The sequence below is a fragment of the Pararhizobium polonicum genome, from assembly GCF_001687365.1.
Lineage (GTDB): Bacteria > Pseudomonadota > Alphaproteobacteria > Rhizobiales > Rhizobiaceae > Pararhizobium > Pararhizobium polonicum.
On sequence record NZ_LGLV01000016.1, the window covers coordinates 57947 to 79406 of the forward strand.

Consider the following 21460-nt stretch of genomic DNA (forward strand, 5'->3'; position numbering starts at 1 on the left):
CGTCCCGCGCTTGCGGTTCCCTGCCCCATAGGTTAATGAAGATTTGCGTATGGCGGCTTCTGGCTGCTGATTTGCAGGGGCTGTGGGGCCTGACAGCACGAAAGCGACAGCATGGCGAAATACCGTTTTTCCGTTTCAAAACCGGCAGTTACGGCCTGCGCTCTGATATCGGCGTCGCTTGTGGGCGGTTGTTCGAGTGTCGAGCGGACGCCGATGGAACAGTTGATGGCCGTGCAGACGGTGACCCCGCTGCCGAAGCCGGGAACGGAAATGACGGCTTACGCTCTGCCGACCCCGGATGGCGTTGCAGCCAAGACGGAAGCAGCGCTTTCAGCTGAAACGGCGATGATGAAGCCCGGCGAAACCGCAACGACACAGGTCGCCACCGCCAATCGCGAAACGGCACCTGCAACGGCTGTCAATGCACTCGTGGCACCCCGGACTTCCGCGGCCGCTGAAGCTGCGATACCCGCCGCCTTCCCCGAAACGGCCAATGCCGCGGCATCGACAAAGGCCGGCCGCATCCCGCAAATTCCCGAAGGCATGATGATGGCCGCGATGGAATCGGATTTCGACACCGGCGAACCCGTCGGCCTCGAGAATCTGGTCGCCAATCACATGATCGTGCCGATGCCGAAACCTTCGATCGGTGCCAGCGCCTATGCCATGGCAAAATCCATCCCCGCGTCCTTGGGAATGGTCGAGAAGCCGACCAGCTCGCGTCCGGAACTCGACCGGCTGATCGCCTATTACGCCAAGCTCAACAATATTCCGGAAGAGCTGGTTCACCGCGTCGTCAAGCGCGAAAGCACCTACAATCCGCGCGCCTATCATGCCGGTAACTACGGCCTGATGCAGATCCGCTACAACACGGCCAAGGGCCTTGGCTACGAAGGTCCGGCGGAAGGCCTTTTCGATGCCGAAACCAATCTGAAATATGCGACGAAATACCTGGCAGGCGCCTGGATGGTGGCCGACAACCAGAATGACGGCGCCGTCAAGCTCTATGCCAGCGGTTACTATTATCACGCCAAGCGCAAGGGCCTGCTCGAAACGCTGGGCATGAAATAAGCCCGGGCGGCTCTTTCCATCAGATGTTCACATTCGAGGCGGTCAATGGACCGCCTCAATGATTTTGGCCTCCAGCACGCGAACGTCGTAGCCGGCTCTTGACGGGGTCAGCCCCAGGCGCACGACAGCAAGCCCGAGCGATGGCACCAGCATCACGCTCTGCCCATCATGGCCCTGCAGCCAATAGGCATCTTCGGGCAGTGGCGGACCGCCATCACTGCCGAATTTCGTCCAGACCTGCCCCGCCCCGTAACGGCCGCTCGAGGCCTTGGTCGGCGTGCGCATGAAGGCGACGAAATCCTGTGGCAACAGTTGCTCGCCGTTCCAGCTGCCGTTCTGCAGCAGGAACAGGCCGAACCGGGCCCAGTCCCGCGCCGTCGCATACATGTAGGACGAGCCGACGAAGGTACCATGCGCATCCGGCTCCAGCACCGCGCTGGTCATGCCCAGCGGCCGGAACAGGGCAGCGCGCGGAAATGTCAGCGCTTCGCGGACGCTGTCGAACGTATCCATCCACAACCGCGACAGGATCGTCGTCGTGCCGCTGGAATAGCTGAAACGCTCGCCGGGCTTTGCCTCGAGCGGCTTGGACGCCGAGAAACTGGCCATGTCGCCCTCAAGGTACAACATACGGGTGACGTCGGTCACGTCGCCATAGTCCTCGTTGAACTGAAGCCCGCTCTGCATCGCCATCAGGTCGGCAAGCTTGATCTGGCTGCGTGGATCGTTTCGCCATTGCGGCAGAAGCTCGGTGCGATCGAGCGCCATCTGCCCATCCCTGATGCGCAGGCCGATCAGCGCGGCCGTCACCGATTTGGTCATCGACCAGCCGAGCAACGGCGTCGCGCTGTTGAACCCCTCGCCGTAGCTTTCAGCAACGATCTTGCCATCCTTGACGACGACGATCGCGCGCATGCCGGGACCGGCCAGCTGCGTATCGGTCAGCAACGTCTGGACGGCCGGATTGACGGTGGTGCCGCTGCCGTCGGGCCAGGGTTTCGCGTCGTCCGATTGCGGTGCCCTGCGGCGAAGCTGCCTGTTGCCGGGAAAGGCTGCGAACTCGCCCTGGGTAACATTGGTGCATCCGAGCCCTTCGCGATAGATGGCGTGGCCTGGCGCGGCAAAACCGAACATGCGGGCAGTGACGGTCTTGCGGTTTTCATCGACCGATATGCGCACCAGACGCAAAAGTGGATGCCCCGGCGCCTGAACATCGTTCGCGAGCACCGCATTGGCGTCCCGGCCGGCGATAAAGACATTGGAGCAGACGATCTTGGCGGCATAGCCGTCGCCGACACGCAGCAGTTCAGGCGGCAAAACGACAAGCCAGCCGGCGACAGCCGCTATGGCGGCCGACACGGAGCCCGCAAGCCATAACCATTTTTTCCGCATACGCACCCCGTTCCTGCTTCGCTACCGCCAGAAAAACAGGATTCCACGCATTTAGGAAGGCTTTGTGGCAATCACTTTGGTGCGAGATATGTTTCTAACCCGCTGATCGCACCGCAAGCTTTTCCGGCTCTCTCTGGAGGATGGCAAATGCATCTTCCGCCGAGACAGGTCTGGATATCAGAAAACCCTGCGCTTCCGAAGCTCCAAGTGCCCGCACGAACTCCATCTGTCCTTCGGTTTCGATGCCCTCGATGGTGGTCGACACCTGGAACGTGTTTCCGAGCTGCAGAATGATGTCGACGATTTCGGCGTCGCGCTGGTTGCCGAGCATCGACTTTGTGAAGGAACGGTCGACCTTGAGTTGGTCGAGCGGAAACCGCCTGAGATTGTTGATCGACGAAAAACCGATGCCGAAATCGTCCAGCGCGATCCGCACGCCATGGGCACGAAGCTCCATCAGGCTGTCGCTGATGATCGCGGCATCGATGTGGAAGATCGATTCGGTCACCTCGATGGTGAGCCGGCCGGGGGCAAGCCCGGCTTCGGCCAGACACGCCTTGACATGCGGCACGAAAGCCCGGTCCTTGAACTGGTCGCCGGCGACATTGACCGCGATGCCTGTTGGTGCCGGCCACCGCGCCGCCTCCAGGCAGGCGGTGCGCAGAACCCAATTGCCGATCGGCAGGATCAGGCCGGTCTTTTCGGCCGCGCTGATGAAGCGGTCCGGCGGGATGACACCCTTTTCGGGATGGCGCCAGCGGATCAGCGCCTCGAACGAGCGGATCGCACGGCTTTCGATCCCGACGATCGGCTGGTATTCCAGAAAGAACTCACCGGCGGCCAGGGCGCGGGAGAGATCATATTCGATCTCGCCCTTGCGCGTTGCCTCCTCCGCCATATCGGGCTCGTAGACCATATGGCTGTTGCCGGCGATTTCCTTGGCCTTGTAGAGCGCCAGGTCGGCGCGTTTGAGCACGGCCGACATCGACCGGTCGTCCGGCTCGATATAGGCGACGCCAATGCTGCCGCCGGTCCAGAATTGCGCCGAGGACAGCTGAAAGGGCTCGGCAAGCAGGCTCTTGATCGTGGCGCAGATATCGTCGAGCTTGCCGTCCGACGGCGCGCCGGCAACAACGATGACGAATTCGTCGCCCCCCAGACGGTAGACCGTGGCAAACCCGGACATGGCCTGAATCAGCCTTTGAGCAAGCGCAATCAGCAATTCGTCGCCGGCATCGTGCCCCATCGAATCGTTGACGAACTTGAAGCGATCGAGATCGAGCATCAGAAGCGCCGTGCGGGCGGCCGGTACCGGTCCGGTGGCGGACAAGCGTTCGCGCAGATCGCATTCGAGCGCAAAACGATTGGCAATGCCGGTCAACTGATCGGTGTGCAAGGCGCGCGAAAGGTCTTCCTCCGTCTTCCGGCGCAATTCCAGCTCCTGCATCAGCCGGCTTCGCGCGCGTCCCCCCTGATAGAAAAGCACGCCGCAGATCAGCGGCATCAGCACCACGGAGAGGGATGCAAATGTCGGTGTACCGCTGCCCCACAGTCCGTGGACACCGTCGCTCACTCTGTCATAAAAAATGCATACGACCGGGAATAATGCCCCGATTGCCGCGCCGGCCGCAGCATACCGCTGCTCCGGCTTCGGCAGAAAAGCCTTTAACTTCATGTTAGCGCCCCGAAAATGAATAGGGTCATCTAACATGTACAAACTTAATCAATTCTTATGGATGAGAAATTGTATAAGCCATCCGTCATCAAAGTGTAGCGGACTCGTCTTAGAAGCTCCCCATCTTTAACGGATGGCAGGCTGACATGACCGATCTCGCACCCGATGCAGGCTACGGCAAAAGAAATCGCAAGCTGAAAACCGCTCTGATCCAGCACAAGGCGCTGACCCTGGAAGGCCTGTCGGAGCGTCTTTTCGGACTGCTCTTTACCGGCCTCGTCTATCCGCAGATCTGGGAAGATCCCACCGTCGACATGGCTGCCATGCAGATCCGCCCCGAGCATCACATCGTCACCATCGGCTCCGGTGGCTGCAACATGCTCGCCTATCTCTCCGCAGCCCCCGAACGCATCGACGTGGTCGATCTCAACCCGCATCACGTGGCGCTCAACCGGCTGAAGCTTGCCGCATTCCGCCACCTGCCCGGCCATGCCGACATCATCCGCTTTCTCGCCCGCCATGATCTCGCCAGCAACGTCCGGGCCTACGATCTCTTCATCGAACCGAAGCTCGACAGCGACACGCGCAAATACTGGAACCGGCGCGGGCTGACCGGCCAGCGCCGCATCCGGGTCTTAGGCAAGAATATCTATCGCACCGGCCTGCTCGGCCGTTTCATCGGTCTCGGCCATCTGCTGGCGCGGCTGCATGGCGTCGATCCGAGCGAGCTTGCCAATGCCCGCTCGATGCGCGAGCAGCGCCAGTTCTTCGACGAGCGGCTGGCGCCTTTGTTCGACCGCCCGGCCATCCGCTGGATCACCAGCCGCAAAAGCTCGCTGTTCGGCCTCGGCATTCCGCCGCAGCAGTTCGATGAACTGGCGAGCCTCAGCGCGGAAAAGTCGCTGGCCGGCGTGCTGCGCCAGCGGCTCGAGAAGCTCTGCTGCCATTTCCCGCTGAAGGAAAACTATTTTGCCTGGCAGGCCTTCGCCCGCCGCTACCCGATGCCGCATGAGGGCGAGCTGCCCGACTATCTGCAGGCCGGACGCCATGAAACGATCCGCAACAATGCCGAGCGCGTGCACGTGCACCATGCCAGCTTCACCGAGCTGCTGGCGAAGAAGCCCGCCGGTTCCGTCGATCGTTATGTCCTGCTCGACGCGCAGGACTGGATGAACGACCGGCAGCTGAACGACCTGTGGAGCGAAATCACCCGCACCTCGGCCGAAGGCGCCGTCGTCATTTTCCGCACCGCCGCCGAAGCCAGCATTCTGGAAGGCCGCGTCTCGCAGGCCCTGCTCGGCCAATGGCACTATGATGCCGAGCAGTCGCAGGCTCTGAACCTCAAGGACCGGTCTGCCATCTACGGCGGCTTCCATATCTACAGGAAGGCAGCATGAGCGCCATCGGGACCGAAGCAGGCAGCAGCCATGCCGACCGGATGGACCGGATGTACCGCACCCAACGGCATGTCTACGACCTGACCCGCAAATATTATCTGTTCGGCCGCGATACATTAATCCGCGATCTCGACGTTCCGGCCGGCGGCAGCGTGCTGGAAATCGGCTGCGGCACCGGCCGCAATCTGGCCCTGATCGGCCGCCGTTTTCCGCAGGCGCGGCTGTTCGGGCTCGATATCTCGGCGGAAATGCTCGTCTCGGCCGAAGCCAAGCTCGGAAAACCGGGCCGCAGCAAAACGGTTCTGCGCGTCGCCGACGCGACCGATTTCCAGCCTTCGGAATTCGGCGAAACCGGCTTCGACCGCATCGTCATCTCCTATGCCCTGTCGATGATCCCGGAATGGGAAAAGGCGATCGACTCAGCGGTCGCCGCGCTCAATCCGGACGGCTCGCTGCACATCGCGGACTTCGGCCAGCAGGAGCGGCTGCCCGGCCTGTTTCGGCGCGGGTTGCAGGCATGGCTGAAACGGTTTCACGTCACGCCGCGCAAGACGATGACGGCCGTGCTCAAGGCCAAAGCGGAGAAATCCGGTGATGCGCTTGCGTTCCGGCCGATCGGCCGCGGCTATGCATGGCTCTTCACCTACCGCCGCGAAGAAAAATAAGCCGGCGCAAGCCCCGCGTAACGCTCCCCACGCTATAGTTGGATAGATTTCAGGCCCACGACTTTGGGTCTGCGGTGCAGTTTCGACAATTGCTGCTTGAAACTAACTCAATTTTTACGATGATATGATGAATATGAGGTTCACGCCTCCCGGGGGATTCACATCAGCGGATATCATCGTGTGAGGCAGCATCGTCGATCGATTCAGAACGGGTACCCCATGCGCCGGCTATTCCTGGCTCTTTTGCCTATTGTGACGCTTCTTTCCGGCTGCACCTCCACCGATTACGATCTCGTTTCCACCGCATCGATCCCACCCCGATTCCATGACAAGGATCCGCAGGATTTTGGCGCGCGCACACCGCAGCATCACAATATCCACGGCATCGACGTTTCGAAGTGGCAGGGCAATGTCGACTGGAACAAGGTCAAGGGATCCGGCGTCTCCTTCGCCTTCATCAAGGCAACGGAAGGCAAGGACAGGGTCGACGCCAAGTTCAACGAATACTGGCAGCAGGCCCGAGCCGCAGGCCTGCCCTATGCGCCCTACCATTTCTACTATTTCTGCTCGACGGCCGACGAGCAGGCCGACTGGTTCATCGCCAACGTACCGAAGAGCGCGGTCTACCTGCCGCCGGTGCTCGATGTGGAATGGAACGGCGAATCCAAGACCTGCACCTACCGGCCGTCACCCTTGACCGTCCAATCCGAGATGAAGCGCTTCATGGACCGGCTGGAAGCCCATTACGGCAAGCGGCCGATCATCTATACCTCGGTCGATTTCCATCGCGACAATCTTGTCGGCCAGTTCAACGACTACCACTTCTGGGTCCGCTCGGTGGCCAAGCACCCGACGGAAATCTACCCCGAGCGCCGCTGGGCCTTCTGGCAATATACCAGCACAGGCGTGATACCCGGCATCGAAGGCAACACCGACATCAACGTGTTCGCCGGTTCGCCGAAGAACTGGAACAACTGGGTGGCAGCCGTCTCGAAGCCCCGCCCGACGCCGCAAAACTGAGGCCGGAACGGCGGAAATTCTTCATTCCGCCCCATTGCCGTGCGACAGCCCCTGCCATATTTTCCGCAAAACAACGGCGGCCCGTTTTCGGGCTGCATTCGGCCGGTTCCGGCCTGACAACAAGGACTTGCGATGACACGCAGCACACTGCGCTCCGTTCTTTCGATCGGTTTTCTCACCCTTTTGACCTCGACTGCCCTCGCGCAGCAAGCAGCAACGCCCGCAGCCCCCTGCGGTGGCGACCTTGCGACATTCCTGCAAGGCGTCAAGGCCGAGGCAATCGCCAAGGGCATTCCGGCGGAAGCCGTCGATCGGGCGCTGGCCGGCGCAGAAATTTCCGAAAAGGTACTGAGCCGCGACCGCGCTCAGGGCGTCTTCAAGCAGAGCTTCACCGAATTCTCGCAGCGCACCGTCAGCAAGGCGCGGCTGGATATCGGCGCCAAGAAAATGAAGGAATATGCCGCGGTCTTCGCGCGGGCCGAGAAGGAATTCGGCGTTCCGGCACCGGTGATCACCGCCTTCTGGGCGATGGAGACGGATTTCGGGGCTGTTCAGGGTGATTTCAATACCCGCAATGCGCTGGTAACGCTGGCGCACGACTGCCGCCGGCCGGAAATGTTCCGCCCGCAGCTGATCGCCGCCATCGAAATGGTCCAGCACGGCGACCTCGACCCGGCAACCACGACCGGCGCCTGGGCCGGCGAAATCGGCCAGGTCCAGATGCTGCCGAAGGACATTATCGCGCAGGGCGTGGACGGCGACGGCGATGGCCACGTCAACCTCAAGCAGAGCGCGCCGGATGCGATCCTGACGGCGGCCAAATTCCTCAAGAGCCTCGGCTTTGTCGCCGGTCAGCCCTGGATCCAGGAAGTGGACCTGCCGGAAAACCTGCCCTGGGAGAAGACCGGCCTGCAGGACGGCATGACCGCCGGTGACTGGTTCGCGCTTGGCGTCAAGCCGCGCGACGGCAACACCGCCTTCCCGCAACTCGCATCGTCTCTCGTCATCCCGCAGGGGCGTCACGGCGTCGCCTTCCTGACCTATCCGAACTTCAACGTCTATCTCGAATGGAACCAGTCGTTCATCTATACGACCTCGGCCGCTTATTTCGCCACCCGGCTTGCCGGAGCACCGCCCTATGACACCCATCATCCCGAACCGGGCCTGAGCGACGAAGACATGAAGGCACTGCAGACCAAGCTGCAGGCCCGGGGCCACGATGTCGGCAAGATCGACGGCATCCTCGGCTCCGGCACCCGCGCCGCCCTTCAGAAGGAGCAGCTGCGGCTTGGCCTGCCCGCCGATGGCTGGGCGACACCAACGGTCCTCAACGCTCTTTAATCTTAATCGCTCCGGCGCCTGTTTTGTATCCGTGCCCGCCGCCTGTGGTGGCGGGCAAGCCGGAAGGCCCGGTAGCGCAGTTTCAACGACCAGCGCGCCCCGGCCAGAGCCGCCCCCCGCTTCGATACCTCATTCAATTCGCGCGCATAGGCGACCGCGAACGCCTTGCGATAGGTCAACAGGTGCTCGGAGGCGATATTCTCCAGACGGTGCATCATGCTGACCCAGAGTGGCGAAACCAGCAGCGAGACGGCCGTCACGGCAATCGCCACCTTGTAGGTATCGAACTGGAGGACGCCGGCGCTCAAGCCCGCTGCCGCCAGCACGAAGGAAAACTCGCCGATCTGCGCCATCGACAGACCCGCGATCAGGGCAATCTGCGGCGATGAGCCTGTCTTGCGCAGCAGGAAGATGTTCAGCAGTGTCTTCGCCGCAATGACGATCAGCGCCGCGCTCAGCACAGACCAGAAATTCTCGCCGATGAAGGTGAGATCGATCAAAAGGCCGATCGACAGGAAGAAGACGACGAGCAATACGCTCTGGATCGGCTCGATCACCGGGATGACGCGGCTGCGCAGGGTGGAATTGCCGATCACGATGCCGGAGAGGAATGCCCCATAGGCGGGCGACATGCCGGCGAGACCGGAAATAGCAGCCGCGCCGAAACAGACGGCGAGCGCGCCCAGCGCCAGGATCTCCACCTTGTCCTCGACCGCCTCGCTATAGGGTATGCGCAGCTTGCCGTGGCGGCCGAACCACCACAGCAGCGCGGCGAGAATGGCGATGGCGATGACCATCTTGACCGCGATGGTGCCGATATGCAGTTCCTCGCCGCCAAGGCTTGAGACCAGGATCAGCATCGGCACGACGGCGATATCCTGGGCGATCAGCACCCCGACGGCGATACGTCCGGTTTCGCTGCGCAGTTCCCCCATATCTTCAAGCATCTTCATGGCGACGACGGTGGAGGACATGGCGATGACGAAGCCGAGGATCAGCCCTTCCGCCGGACTTGCCCCGGTGATCAGCGCGATCAGGCCGGCAGCGGCGATTGCCGCGACCACCTGCCCGCTCGCAACCATCAGCGCCTGACGCAGGCTCAGCACGAAGGCCTTGATCGACAGCTCCATGCCGATGAAGAACAGGAGGACGACAACGCCCATTTCAGCCAGCAGCGTCACATTGGCATTGTTGGAGATAAAGCCGAACCCGGTCGGCCCTAAAGCCACACCCGCCAGAATGAACCCGACCAGCGGCGGCTGGCGCAGGCGCAGGAACCCCAGCCCCAGAAGGGCCGCAACCGCCACCACGATCGCGATGGGGATCAGCCCCTGGCCTTCATGCGCGGCGGCGATGGATTGTGTCGTCAAAGGCTCCAGGAATTCATCCTTCATGTCTGTGCGTATTCAAGAATCGGGTGGATAAATCCTGCCCCAAGCCTTAACCCTCGGTATGTTCCGAATGAGGCAGGGGAAGGTCAAGTCGATGCATGCAAAAACGGACGGTTTACAGAACCGCATGACGCTTGCCACCTGGGGACTTCTCGCCCTTCTCGGGCTGATCTGGGGCGGCTCGTTCTTCTTCGCACGCATCGCCATCCAGCATGTTCCTGCCTTCACCCTGGTTCTTCTGCGGGTGGCGCTCGCTGCCCTCGCGCTGCACCTCTATATATTCGGCCGCTACGACATCTACCGCGAGCTCAAAGCCCGCTGGCCGCAATTCCTGCTCCTCGGCCTGATCAACAACGCCATCCCGCACACCTTCATCTTCCTCGGCCAGACGCAGATCGGCGCGGGTCTCGCCGCCATTCTGAATGCGACGACGCCGGTCTGGACCGTCTTGATCGCCAATGCGCTGACGCAGGACGAAAAGCTGAGCCTTGCCAAGATCGCCGGCTGCCTGCTGGGCCTTGCCGGAACCGCAGTGCTGATTGGTCCCAGCGCCCTGCCCGGCCTGACACAGGCAGGCAGCAACATTCCGCTCTGGGCCCTGCTCTTTCCGGTCGCCGCAGCCGTCAGCTATGGTTTTGCCGCGACCTACGGCAAACGCTTTCGCGGACTGGCGGCACCGGTGACCGCAGCCGGTCAGCTGACCGCATCGACGCTGATCATGCTGCCGCTCTCCCTGACCATCGATACGCCGTGGCAATTGCCGATGCCGCCGATGACGTCAATCCTTGCCGTTTTGGCATTGGCGCTGCTGTCCACCGCCTACGGCTATATCCTGTTCTTCCGGATCATGAGCCGCGCCGGCGCCACCAACACCTCGCTGGTTACCCTGCTGGTGCCGCCCAGCGCCATTCTCCTCGGCTTCCTGTTCCTGGGGGAAACCCTCGAAACGACGGATATCGCCGGCATGCTGCTGATTGCCGTCGGCCTCGTCGTGCTCGATGGACGCCTGCTGCCCGGGCGGGCGAAACAGGGTTAACAAACGGAATCAAAGCCGCCCTCCGGCCGCCCTGACTGTCTCCAATCGGCCACTCACGGCGCATTTCAGTGCGTTACATTAACCAGGCGGCCGACATTGTGAAAAAATTGTGGCTGCACAAAAATCTGTTTTCAATCATCATGTTAAGCCTGTGCATAACCCATTTTGCGATCAGCCTTATCGCAGCGCAGCATAACTTTTCCTTTCAAGCGTGACATTTTAACCCTATCCTCGAAGAGTTAACGCAAGGAGGGCCGGTTATGGGAATTACACATTCGTTGAATGTCCTCATGATAAGTGCAGCGTTCGTATTCGTAGCAACCATGCTTTTTATCTGAAGGCATCGGGCGAACAGTCCAGTCGGTAAAAAGGGACTTTAATACCGTAAACCCATTGCAGCATGATCCAGCCACGGTGAAGCGCTCCACGGAGCATCGCAAACTCGAAGCTGCCAGATAAAAAGCCCCTGGGACTATCGGTCTCAGGGGCTTTTTGATGGGAAACTGCCTATTGGGGCCTGCTCAGGCCGCAGCTCCGGCCGAACGGGACTGTGTGGCGGCTGGCGCCAGCCGTTCGAAGCCGACGAGATCGCACACCGCCGCCACCAGCGGCGACCGGTTCATCGTATAGATATGAAAATCGCGAAGACCGCGCCTTGCCAGATCGACGATCTGCTCGGCGGCAATATGGGTCGCCTCCTTGAACCGCTCTTCCGGGCTTTCGTCGAGATGGATCAGCCGCGTAACGATCGCGTCCGGCACCTTTGCACCGCAGAGCCCGGCAAACTTGCGGATCGATGCCAGATTGTTGATCGGCATGATTCCGGGAACGACAGGAATATGGATGCCCGCGCGGCGGACGCGCTCAAGATAACGCTCGAAATCATTGTTGTCGAAAAAGAACTGGGTCAGTGCCCGCGTCGCGCCATTGTCGACCTTGCGTTTCAGCATGTCGATATCGGCATCGACATCCGGGCTCTCCGGATGCTTTTCCGGATAGGCCGATACGGAAATATCGAAATCGCCGGCTGAGCGGATGGCGGCGACAAGCGCCGCCGCATTTTCATAGCCGTCCGGAAACGGCGCGTAGCGCGCACCGATGCCGCCCTGCGGATCACCGCGCAGCGCCACGAAATGACGCACGCCATTGTCGATGAATTCCGAAACGATCGCATCGACTTCCGCCCTCGTCGCCCCGACGCAGGTCAGGTGCGCGGCGGTGTTGGCGATGTGCTCGTCATGGATCATCCGCCGCACGGCCGTCAGCGAACGCGCCTTGGTGGAGCCTCCGGCGCCATAGGTCATCGTCACGAAGGCAGGATTGAAGGCCGACAGATCGGCAACGGTCTGGAACAGCTGCACTTCCATGTCGTCGTTCTTCGGCGGGAAATACTCAAACGAGAGCCGCAGGTTTCCGCGCTCGGCCGGGTAAAGGGTGTGTATCGGCATGTCATGTCCTCCCGGCATAGGCGAGAGCACGCTTGCCCTCTGGTGTATCGGCGGTGGCGGCCTGCCGCTGATCGCGGGCAAGCCAGATGGTCACCGTCAGCTGCCGGTCACGATCCGTGTCCGGGGTCAGATCGACAGTCTCCTCAACGGTCAGCCCTGCCTTCTCCAGCCAGTCGGCCATCGTCTGGCGCGAGAAGCCCAGACGCATATGCGCATGCTCGTCGCGCAGATATTCCAGCGTATGCGGCGCCAGATCGATGATCGCCAGCCGGCCGCCGGGCGCCAGCATGCGCGCAGCCTCGGCAATCGCGGCTTCCGGCTGCAGCAGAAAGTGCAGGACCTGATGAATGGTGACGAGATCGAACTGGCGGCCGTCGAGCGGCAGGTTGAAGATGTCGCCATGCCGGATCGACGCCTTGGTGATGCCGGCGCGGTCAAGATTGGCGCGGGCAACGGCCAGCATGTCGCGGCTGGCATCGACGCCGACGCCACGGCGGTAAATTCCTTCGAAAAGCTGCAGGATGCGGCCGGTGCCGGTGCCAAGATCGAGCAGGCCATCGACAGGCTCCGTGCCGACGACCTTTTTCAGCGCCGCTTCGACATCCGCCTCGCTGACATGCAGGCGGCGCAGCTCATCCCACTCGGAGGCGTTGCGGCTGAAATAGGCCTGCGCCTTTTCCGAACGGGCCTGCTTGAGAGCCAAGAGCCGTTCGCCGTCACGCGCCAGCACCGCGTCGGCGACATCGGAGGCCGAGAGCAGATCGCGCACCAGAGCCACACCGGCGCCCTCGCCCCGCAAGCGAAAATAGGCCCAGGCACCTTCCTGATACCGATCGATCAGCGCGACTTCGGCCAGCAGTTTGAGGTGGCGGGAAATCCGGGGCTGCGATTGGCCGAGAATTTCGGTAAGATCGGTGACAGTCAGGTCGCCGGCCGCCAGAAGAGCCAGAAGACGCATGCGCGTCGGCTCGCCCGCCGCCTTCAAGACGTCGACCAAAGCATCCAGCCCCAACCCTTGTTCTCGCGCCATCACCCACCTCATCAACACATAAAGATATGTTTATGTGATTTTCAGACATGCTGCAAGTTGAAATGTGGCGTGGGCGTTGTTCACAGGAGATATCAAACGAAAAAGGCGGCCCGAGCGGACCGCCTTTTTCGTTGATGGTTGCTTGGCGGACAATGACGTCCGCTCCCGCTTAGCGCGTCAGGCGCTTGTAGCTGACGCGGCTCGGGTTGACCGATTCCGGGCCGAGGCGGCGGATCTTGTCCTTCTCATAGTCCTCGAAGTTGCCTTCGAACCATTCGACATGGCTGTCGCCTTCGAAGGCGAGGATGTGTGTCGCCAAGCGGTCAAGGAACATGCGGTCGTGGCTGATGATAACGGCGCAGCCGGCAAAGTTTTCCAGCGCGATTTCGAGCGCCGCCAGCGTTTCGGTATCGAGGTCGTTGGTCGGTTCGTCGAGCAGCAACACGTTGCCGCCGGCCTTCAGCATCTTGGCCAGATGGACGCGGTTGCGCTGACCGCCGGACAGATTGCCGACCTTCTGCTGCTGGTCGGTGCCCTTGAAGTTGAAGGCGCCGCAATAGGCGCGCGAATTCATTTCCAGCTTACCGAGCTTGATGACTTCGGCACCGCCGGAAATTTCTTCCCAGACGGTCTTGTTGCCATCCAGCGCATCACGGCTCTGGTCGACATAACCGAGCTTGACGGAATCGCCGACACGGAAGCTGCCGCTATCGGGCTTTTCCTGGCCGGTGATCATGCGGAACAACGTCGTCTTGCCGGCGCCGTTCGGACCGATGACGCCGACGATGCCGCCCGGCGGCAGCTTGATCGACAGGTCGTCGATCAGCACGCGGTCGCCGTAACCCTTGGTGATGTTCTCGGCTTCGATAACCACCTGACCGAGACGCTCGCCGATCGGAATGATGATCTGCGCATCGCCAAGACGCATCTTGTCGGCTGCATCCACCAGCTCGTCATAGGCCTTGATACGGGCCTTGGACTTCGACTGACGGGCCTTCGGGCTGGACGCGATCCATTCCTGTTCGCGGCTGATCGCCTTCTGGCGCGAGGCGTCTTCACGGTTTTCCTGCTGCATGCGCTTGGCCTTGGCGAGCAGGTAAGCCGAATAGTTGCCTTCGTAGGGAATGCTGCGGCCACGGTCGAGCTCGAGGATCCAGCCCGTGACGTTGTCGAGGAAGTAGCGATCGTGGGTGATCATCATCACGGCGCCGGGATACTGGCGCAGATGGTTTTCCAGCCAGCCGATGGTTTCGGCATCGAGATGGTTGGTCGGTTCGTCGAGCAGGAGCAGGTCCGGCTTGGAGAGCAAAAGCTTGCACAGCGCCAGACGGCGGCGCTCACCGCCCGAAAGGCTGGTCACATCGGCATCGCCGGGCGGGCAGCGCAGGGCTTCCATCGCCATCTCGACCTGGCTTTCCAGATCCCACAGGTTCTGGCCGTCGATGATGTCCTGAAGCTTGGAACCCTCTTCCGCCGTCTCGTCGGAATAGTTCATCATCAGTTCGTTGTAGCGCTCGAGGATGGCGGTCTTGTCGGCCACCCCCTCCATGACGTTTTCCATCGCCGTCTTGGTCGGGTCGAGATGCGGTTCCTGCGCCAGGTAGCCGACAGTCGCACCCTGAGCGACCCAGGCTTCACCGGTGTATTCCTTGTCGAGGCCGGCCATGATGCGCAGCACGGTCGACTTACCGGCGCCGTTCGGGCCGAGGATACCGATCTTGGCATCCGGATAGAACGACAGGTTGACGTTCTCCAGCACCTTCTTGGTGCCGTAGGACTTGTTCAGTCCGGACATATGATAAATGAATTGACGTGCCATAGAGAGACTGCTCCGACGGAATGGGATTTTGCCCGCTATGTAGGCGAATTATCCCGGCGGAGCAATGAAGAAACCGGCTTTGACCGCGCCATTCACGGAATGCCGGCCGCATCGACGATCCCTTTTGCACATTTGAAATCGGTATTGCCGGCGGCAAGGATCAACGGCGCAAGGCCCGCATCCTCGGAGATGTCGCCCGAAAGACCGATCGTCAGCCCGGTAACGATGCTGCGCGCACCCGCCGTCTGGCACCGCATCCGCACACGGTTGCCGGCCCCTGCGCCGAAGCTCGCATCGAAAGCCCGCTTCACCTCGCTTTCCGTCACATCGCGCCCGAGCCGTCCGGCAAACAGTGCCTGCACGGCCGAACCGTTGAGTTCATCGAGCAACCGGAGCTGAAGGGAAAAATAGTCCTGCGCCGTACCGCCATGACAGGTACCGCTGCGCAGCCATTGATGCCGGTCGAGACCCGATTGCGCTCCCGGCATGGCGACCTGCAACCTCGCCGCAGTCTCCTCGGCCAGCGCCAGCTGCGGCAACCCAAGCCAGTCGCCTGTCTTGTCGCGCGCCCGGATATCCGCCGCCACGCCACAATAGCTCTTCTTGACCGGCCAGAGGCCATGCAGCGAAAAATGCGTCGCATCGTAACGGTCGGCGGTCTGCCCGGCACATTCCTTGCGGTCCGGCCGCATCTCGCAAAATCCGGGCTGCCAGCTGACCGCGAGAATATACGCGGTCTTTCCATTGGACGAGGCAGCCTCCTCCTCTGCAAATGCCGGTGGTGCCGCCATCGCGGCAAGCAGGGCGGTCGCCAGACAATGGAAAAGCGGCACGAAGACAGTCCTCACATTTCCCGGCATGACGAGCCTCCCCAAGAAGAAAACAAACCATGAACATATAAGGATTAAAACGGGAAAAATGCAACCTGGAATCGATGCCGGGGAAATATTTCCTGACCTGATGCCAAACGGTCACCAAGCGGCAATTGCGTTTGGCAGGCAAATCAAGTTGATAGTGGTGAAGCGCAGAAATTCGCCTGGGGAGGATGAAGAGGTGTTCGCCAAGGTCGAAACATTGCAAAGCCCGAGCGGAGCCACCCTTGCCTGGCGACGCCAGCCTGCCTCTGCACCTGAAAAGGGCGTGCTGATCGTCAGTCATGGACTTGCCGAACATTCCGGCCGCTATGCCCGCTTCGCCGAGGTGATGGCCGCCAGCGGTTTCCACGTCTATGCGCATGACCATCGCGGCCACGGTGCGACCAAGGCTGCCGATGCCCCGCTTGGCCGCTACGCGCAATCGCAAGGGGTCGATAAGGTCCTTGGCGATGTCAGGGCGATACGCGACATGGCCGCCGGCAACCATCCAGACCTTCCCATCATCCTGTTCGGCCATTCGATGGGCGGCCTGATCGCCCTCAATGCGGCCGAGAACGATCCGGGCCTCTACGATGGACTGGCGGTCTGGAACTCGAATTTCAATCCGGGTCCGGCCGGCCGCGCAGCGCAGACCATCCTTGCCATCGAAAAGATGCTGAAGGGCTCCGATGTGCCGAGCGGCATTCTGCCGAAGCTGACATTCGCCACCTGGGGCAAGTCGATCCCCGGTCACAGGACACCGTTCGACTGGCTGTCGCACGATCCGGTCGAGGTCGCCAAATATATCGATGATCCGCTCTGCGGTTTCGATGCCAGCGTTTCGTTGTGGATCGACCTGTTCAAGCTCACTTTTGCCGGTGCACGGCCCGACCGGCTGCGGCGGCTGCCGGAAACCCTGCCCATCCATCTTGTCGGCGGCGGACAGGATCCGGCTACCAATGGCGGACGGGAAATCCGCTGGCTGGCGCAGCGCATGGAAAAGGTCGGGCTGACGCGCGTGACGACGGTCGTCTACCCAACGATGCGCCACGAAACCCTGAACGAAACGGAGCGCGACGGCGCCATGCGTGATTTTGCCAACTGGTGCCTCGCTGTTTCGGAACGGCGAAACCAAGCGTAGACATGCCATGACCGATACTCCCGCAAAAGCGGCGACAGGCCGCAACGACGTTTCCTTCGGACTGGGCCTGATGGTCGTCGCGGTGCTGATCTCGCCGCTGATCGATATTTTCGCCAAGCTGGCGATCACCACCATTCCATCGGCCGAGATCACCGCCGTCCGCTTCGTCCTGCAGGTGATCTTCATCCTGCCGATCGTGATTGTCCGGGGCACACTGTTTGATCTCAGCTGGAAGAAAACCGGGCTGCACATGCTGCGCGGCGGCCTTCTGGTTGTCACCATGCTGACCTTCATCACCACGCTGAAAGCCATGGAAGTGGCCGATGCCATCGCCATCTTCTTCGTCGAGCCGATCATCCTGACCATCCTCGGCAGCATTTTCCTGAAGGAAACCATCGGCTGGCGGCGCTATACGGCCTGCGCTGTCGGTTTCCTCGGTGCGCTGCTGGTCATCCAGCCGAGCCTGCAGGAGGTCGGCTGGATTGCGCTTCTGCCAGTTGTCTCGGCCTTCGGTCTCGCCGTGTTCCTGCTGGTCACCCGCCTGGTCGCCCAGAACGAAGACCCATGGTCGATGCAGTTTCACGCCGGCATCTGGGGAGCCCTCTTCTGCGGCATCCTGCTGTATATCGGTGACGGCACCGGCTCGGAGATCTTCGATCCCGTCATGCCGGATGCGATCGCCGGTCTCTATCTGCTGGGCGTCGGCGTCGCGGCGACGGTTGCCGGCGTGCTCGGCGTCTATGCCTATCGCGCCGCCCCCGCCTCGGTCCTGGCGCCGCTGCAATATCTGGAGATCGTCTCGGCGACGGTCTTCGGCTGGCTGGTGTTCGGCCACCTGCCGGACGCACTGAAATGGCTGGGCATCGCGATCATCATCGCGTCCGGTCTCTACATCATCTGGCGCGAACGCAGGATCAACAAGACGGCCAGTATCGCGCCGGTATCGCCGGCCATCTGACGGATATCGTTTTCGAGAGGCTTTGGGAGGAGCGGATATGAAGACAGGCGGAGAATTGATCGTCGCGGCGCTGAAGGCAAACGGCGTCAAACGGGTGTCCTGCGTGCCCGGCGAGAGCTATCTTGCCGTGCTCGATGCGCTTTACGACACGGATATCGACGTGGTGGTCTGCCGTCAGGAAGGCGGGGCTGCGATGATGGCCGATGCCTGGGGCCGGCTGACCGGCGAGCCCGGCATCTGCATGGTGACGCGCGGTCCCGGCGCCATGAACGCGTCTGCCGGCCTGCACATCGCCCGGCAGGATTCGATCCCGATGATCCTGTTCATAGGCCAGGTCCAGCGCGACGCCCGCGAGCGCGAAGCCTTTCAGGAAATCGAATACCGCCGCGCCTTCACCGAAATCGCCAAATGGGTCGGCGAGATCGACGATCCTGCCCGCATTCCGGAATTCGTCACCCGCGCCTTTTCGGTCGCCACATCCGGCCGTCCCGGCCCGGTGGTGCTGACCTTGCCGGAGGACATGCTGACGCAGAAGACGGAAGCGGTCTCGGCAAAGCCCTATCAACCGGTGGAAAGCCATCCCGGCCCTGGTCAATTAAAAGCGCTGGAAGCCCTGCTTGCCAAAGCGGAACGTCCCATCGCCATTCTCGGCGGCACGCGCTGGAGCGAGCAGGCGGTCGGGCAGTTCCAGTCCTTTGCCGAGCGCTTCGGCCTGCCGGTCGGCTGCTCCTTCCGCCGCCAGATGCTGTTTGATCACCGGCACCCGAATTATGCCGGAGACGTCGGCATCGGCATCAACCCGGCGCTGGCAAGGGAGATCCGTGAGGCGGATCTGGTCCTCCTGATCGGCGGCCGCTTTTCGGAAATGCCGTCGTCCGGCTACACGCTTCTCGACGTCCCCTACCCGCGCCAGACACTGGTGCATGTCCATCCCGATCCGGGCGAACTCGGCCGGGTCTACCGCCCGGATCTGGCAATCGCCGCCGCACCCACCGATTTCGTGGCCGCGCTGGACGGTTTGAGCCCATCACCAGCAACCGCGCAGAGCGAACGCACCGCAAGACTGCATCAGGCCTATCTGACCTGGTCGACCCCGCCGGAAACCGGTCCCGGCGACGTCCAGATGGGACCGATCATGCGTTTCATCGAGGCCAATACCAAGGAAGACACGATCTTCACCAACGGCGCCGGCAACTATGCGACCTGGCTGCACCGGTTCCACCGCTTCCAGCGATTCAACACGCAAGCCGCACCGACGTCCGGCTCGATGGGCTACGGCCTGCCCGCCGCAGTCGCGGCCAAACACCTGTTCCCTGACCGCGAGGTGATCTGCTTTGCCGGCGACGGCTGCTTCATGATGCACGGGCAGGAATTCGCCACCGCCGTGCGCTACAACCTGCCGATCATCACATTGGTCATCAACAACGGCATCTACGGAACGATCCGCATGCATCAGGAACGGGAATATCCCGGCCGGGTGAGCGGAACCGACCTGACCAATCCGGATTTCGCAGCCTTTGCCCGCGCCTATGGCGGCCATGGGGAATTGGTGGAAAAGACCGAGGAGTTTGCCGGCGCCTTCGAGCGGGCCCGGCAGAGCGGCAAGCCGTCGATCATCGAGATCAGGCTGGATCCGGAAGCGATCACGCCGACGCGAACACTCAGCCAGATCAGAGCCGGCTAAATTCCATCAGGGAGCAAACGACGCGCAATCGGAAGAATGCACGCCGTTCGGAAATTGCCTCAGCCGCGAATGTGCTGGGTCTGCTGGTAGACATTGGTCGAGCGGGCACCGGAGCGGCAATAGCCGAGCATCGGGCGCTCGAACGTATCCAGCGCATCGACCATTTCGCGCACGGCATCCGCCGTCACACCCATCGGTCCGACCGGGATATGGGTGATATCGAGGCCCAGTTCCTTGGCGCGGGCAGCGATGGTTTCGAACTGCGGCTGGTCCGGCTGTTCGAAATCCGGACGGTGGCAGACGATGGACTTGAAACCCAGCGCCTTGATCGCATCGAGGTCCTCGACGGAAATCTGTCCGGTAACCGAATATTCATCGTTGATCTGGCGAATGTCCATGGAAAAGCCTTCCTCAAAAGAATGTCCGCACTGATGTAAGACCGGCGGCGTAACCCGTCAATTGGAAAGGCGGCTCAGCGGATCTGGAAGGCCAGCGCATAGTCAATCGTCTCGCCCGGCGAAAGCAGCGGCATTTCGCCCGCTGCGGCAAGCTCGGTCCGCCTGGCGATCCGGTGCGAAACCGGCTCGATGCTGATGACATCGGCGGAACCCCGCTGGCATCGCCACATCTGCAGGAACGGCAGGGTCGCGGTTGAAAACCGCACGATCAGCGAGCGGCCGGACAGAGCATCGAATGGCCCGAGGACCACCCACGCCCAGCCGTCCTTGGCCGTCGGTGCGGCCGGCATGCAGAAATGCGCGCTTTCCCCCTCGCCGAACCGCCACCCCCGCCTCTCCTCGCCAAACATGGTGCCGGTGACATGCGTTTCGTCGCCAAGCAGCCAGCCGCCGATGTTCATGTGATACATCAGCATCGGCGCAAACGGCGCGTCACCGGTGTTCGTGATCCGGTCCGAAAGCACGACCTCGGCGGCATCCGCACTGATCGTCCAGCGCCGCGATACCAGCGCCGTTCCACCCTGCGCGAGCTGCACCTCGGTTTCGGCGAAACATCCGGGCGGCTCGCCCGGCCCGGACATGTCCGTTCGCCCGACCGGCGTTCCGCAAAGCGAACCATGCAACGGAAACATCCGCCCCTCGCCGTCCCCTTCGATCGGTTCCGGATGACGGATGTGATCCGGGCCGCAGGTGAAGAAAAACCCTTGCAACGCATGGTCGATACGCCGGTCGCCGTCCGAAGGGATGGCCGTGCCCGGTGAGATATCGACATCATCGACGACGAAGGCCCCGATATCCAGCGCCGATTGCCGGTCGAGAAAAATCGGAAAGTCACCTTGGCGGCTGCCACCGGATGTCCTGATCGGCATTGCGCGTCCTCCAGCCCTTCCCGCCCGCCAGCCCTCCCCGCCCGCAGGAATCGGCGGAAATCCATCCGCCGAAACTACCGCAAAGAAAGCCGCGCTTCACCAGCCTGAAACCGGCAAACCACCGATTTCGATGGATTTTAGGAAATTGTTCATAATGAATTCAGTTTTTTCATATTACCGTCCCATTTGATTTGTACGCCCCGAGTCCAAC

Annotated in this window: 18 protein-coding genes; 9 read left to right on the forward strand and 9 right to left on the reverse strand. The window is 61.7% G+C overall.

The genetic code is table 11. The annotated features are described in order from the left end of the window. Nucleotides 1-111 precede the first annotated feature (111 nt). Nucleotides 112-1071, forward strand: coding sequence for a lytic transglycosylase domain-containing protein (locus ADU59_RS23325; protein ID WP_068957074.1), 960 nt, complete (start codon nt 112-114; stop codon nt 1069-1071). 42 nt (nt 1072-1113) lie between these two features. Here ADU59_RS23325 and ADU59_RS23330 read toward each other — a convergent pair whose 3' ends face one another. Together ADU59_RS23330 and ADU59_RS23335 are read right to left on the reverse strand one after the other, a co-directional pair. After that, nucleotides 1114-2463, reverse strand: a complete 1350-nt coding sequence (locus ADU59_RS23330) for a serine hydrolase domain-containing protein (protein WP_068957077.1) — start codon at nt 2461-2463, stop codon at nt 1114-1116. A gap of 94 nt (nt 2464-2557) precedes the next feature. Continuing rightward, nucleotides 2558-4036, reverse strand: coding sequence for a putative bifunctional diguanylate cyclase/phosphodiesterase (locus ADU59_RS23335; protein WP_158515760.1), 1479 nt, complete (start codon nt 4034-4036; stop codon nt 2558-2560). 248 nt (nt 4037-4284) lie between these two features. Here ADU59_RS23335 and ADU59_RS23340 point away from each other — a divergent pair, with 248 nt between their 5' ends. The 4 genes from ADU59_RS23340 (at nt 4285) to ADU59_RS23355 (ending at nt 8561) form a co-directional block, all read left to right on the forward strand. Further along, nucleotides 4285-5535 (forward strand): BtaA family protein, encoded by a 1251-nt coding sequence (locus tag ADU59_RS23340; RefSeq protein ID WP_068957081.1) that lies wholly within the window; start codon nt 4285-4287, stop codon nt 5533-5535. Beyond that, nucleotides 5532-6200, forward strand: a complete 669-nt coding sequence (locus ADU59_RS23345) for a class I SAM-dependent methyltransferase (protein WP_068957083.1) — start codon at nt 5532-5534, stop codon at nt 6198-6200. The genes ADU59_RS23340 and ADU59_RS23345 overlap by 4 nt, the downstream gene beginning before the upstream one ends. A 219-nt stretch (nt 6201-6419) precedes the next feature. Further along, a complete protein-coding gene (locus ADU59_RS23350) occupies nt 6420-7220 on the forward strand; it encodes a glycoside hydrolase family 25 protein (protein ID WP_068957086.1) in 801 nt (266 codons plus the stop codon). A 132-nt stretch (nt 7221-7352) separates the two neighbouring features. Continuing rightward, a complete protein-coding gene (locus ADU59_RS23355; RefSeq protein ID WP_068957088.1) occupies nt 7353-8561 on the forward strand; it encodes a lytic murein transglycosylase in 1209 nt (402 codons plus the stop codon). A 2-nt stretch (nt 8562-8563) separates the two neighbouring features. Here the strand turns inward: ADU59_RS23355 and ADU59_RS23360 are convergent, their stop codons facing one another. Then, a complete protein-coding gene (locus tag ADU59_RS23360) occupies nt 8564-9955 on the reverse strand; it encodes a cation:proton antiporter (RefSeq protein WP_244506490.1) in 1392 nt (463 codons plus the stop codon). Nucleotides 9956-10046: 91 nt separating this feature from the next. On the opposite strand from ADU59_RS23360, the gene ADU59_RS23365 reads away from it, so the two are divergent. Beyond that, complete coding sequence (locus ADU59_RS23365; RefSeq protein ID WP_068957089.1) at nt 10047-10988, forward strand: DMT family transporter; 942 nt, start codon at nt 10047-10049, stop codon at nt 10986-10988. 521 nt (nt 10989-11509) lie between these two features. Here ADU59_RS23365 and metF read toward each other — a convergent pair. From metF to ADU59_RS23385, 4 genes are all read right to left on the reverse strand, one after another. Continuing rightward, the gene (metF, locus tag ADU59_RS23370; protein WP_068957091.1) at nt 11510-12436 is read right to left on the reverse strand and encodes a methylenetetrahydrofolate reductase [NAD(P)H]; all 927 of its coding nucleotides are present in this window, start codon (nt 12434-12436) and stop codon (nt 11510-11512) included. 1 nt (nt 12437) lies between these two features. Continuing rightward, nucleotides 12438-13466, reverse strand: coding sequence for an ArsR/SmtB family transcription factor (locus tag ADU59_RS23375; RefSeq protein ID WP_068957318.1), 1029 nt, complete (start codon nt 13464-13466; stop codon nt 12438-12440). Nucleotides 13467-13635: 169 nt separating this feature from the next. Then, a complete protein-coding gene (ettA, locus tag ADU59_RS23380) occupies nt 13636-15285 on the reverse strand; it encodes an energy-dependent translational throttle protein EttA (protein WP_068957093.1) in 1650 nt (549 codons plus the stop codon). Between the two features lie 92 nt (nt 15286-15377). Further along, on the reverse strand, nt 15378-16145 hold the full coding sequence (locus ADU59_RS23385; RefSeq protein ID WP_068957095.1) for a ribonuclease T2 family protein: 768 nt from the start codon (nt 16143-16145) through the stop codon (nt 15378-15380). 193 nt (nt 16146-16338) lie between these two features. Between ADU59_RS23385 and ADU59_RS23390 the strand changes: the two genes are divergently transcribed. Genes ADU59_RS23390 through ADU59_RS23400 form a run of 3 tightly spaced genes read left to right on the forward strand, consistent with a single transcriptional unit; the run spans nt 16339 to nt 19922 of the window. Further along, nucleotides 16339-17280, forward strand: a complete 942-nt coding sequence (locus ADU59_RS23390; protein ID WP_068957097.1) for an alpha/beta fold hydrolase — start codon at nt 16339-16341, stop codon at nt 17278-17280. Between the two features lie 7 nt (nt 17281-17287). Further along, nucleotides 17288-18238, forward strand: a complete 951-nt coding sequence (locus ADU59_RS23395) for a DMT family transporter (RefSeq protein WP_068957098.1) — start codon at nt 17288-17290, stop codon at nt 18236-18238. Between the two features lie 37 nt (nt 18239-18275). Further along, complete coding sequence (locus ADU59_RS23400) at nt 18276-19922, forward strand: thiamine pyrophosphate-binding protein (protein ID WP_068957100.1); 1647 nt, start codon at nt 18276-18278, stop codon at nt 19920-19922. A 59-nt stretch (nt 19923-19981) separates the two neighbouring features. Here the strand turns inward: ADU59_RS23400 and ADU59_RS23405 are convergent, their stop codons facing one another. Then, nucleotides 19982-20320 (reverse strand): protein tyrosine phosphatase family protein, encoded by a 339-nt coding sequence (locus ADU59_RS23405; protein ID WP_037209235.1) that lies wholly within the window; start codon nt 20318-20320, stop codon nt 19982-19984. Between the two features lie 74 nt (nt 20321-20394). Beyond that, nucleotides 20395-21249, reverse strand: coding sequence for a DUF4432 family protein (locus ADU59_RS23410; RefSeq protein WP_099050915.1), 855 nt, complete (start codon nt 21247-21249; stop codon nt 20395-20397). Between the last annotated feature and the right edge of the window lie 211 nt (nt 21250-21460).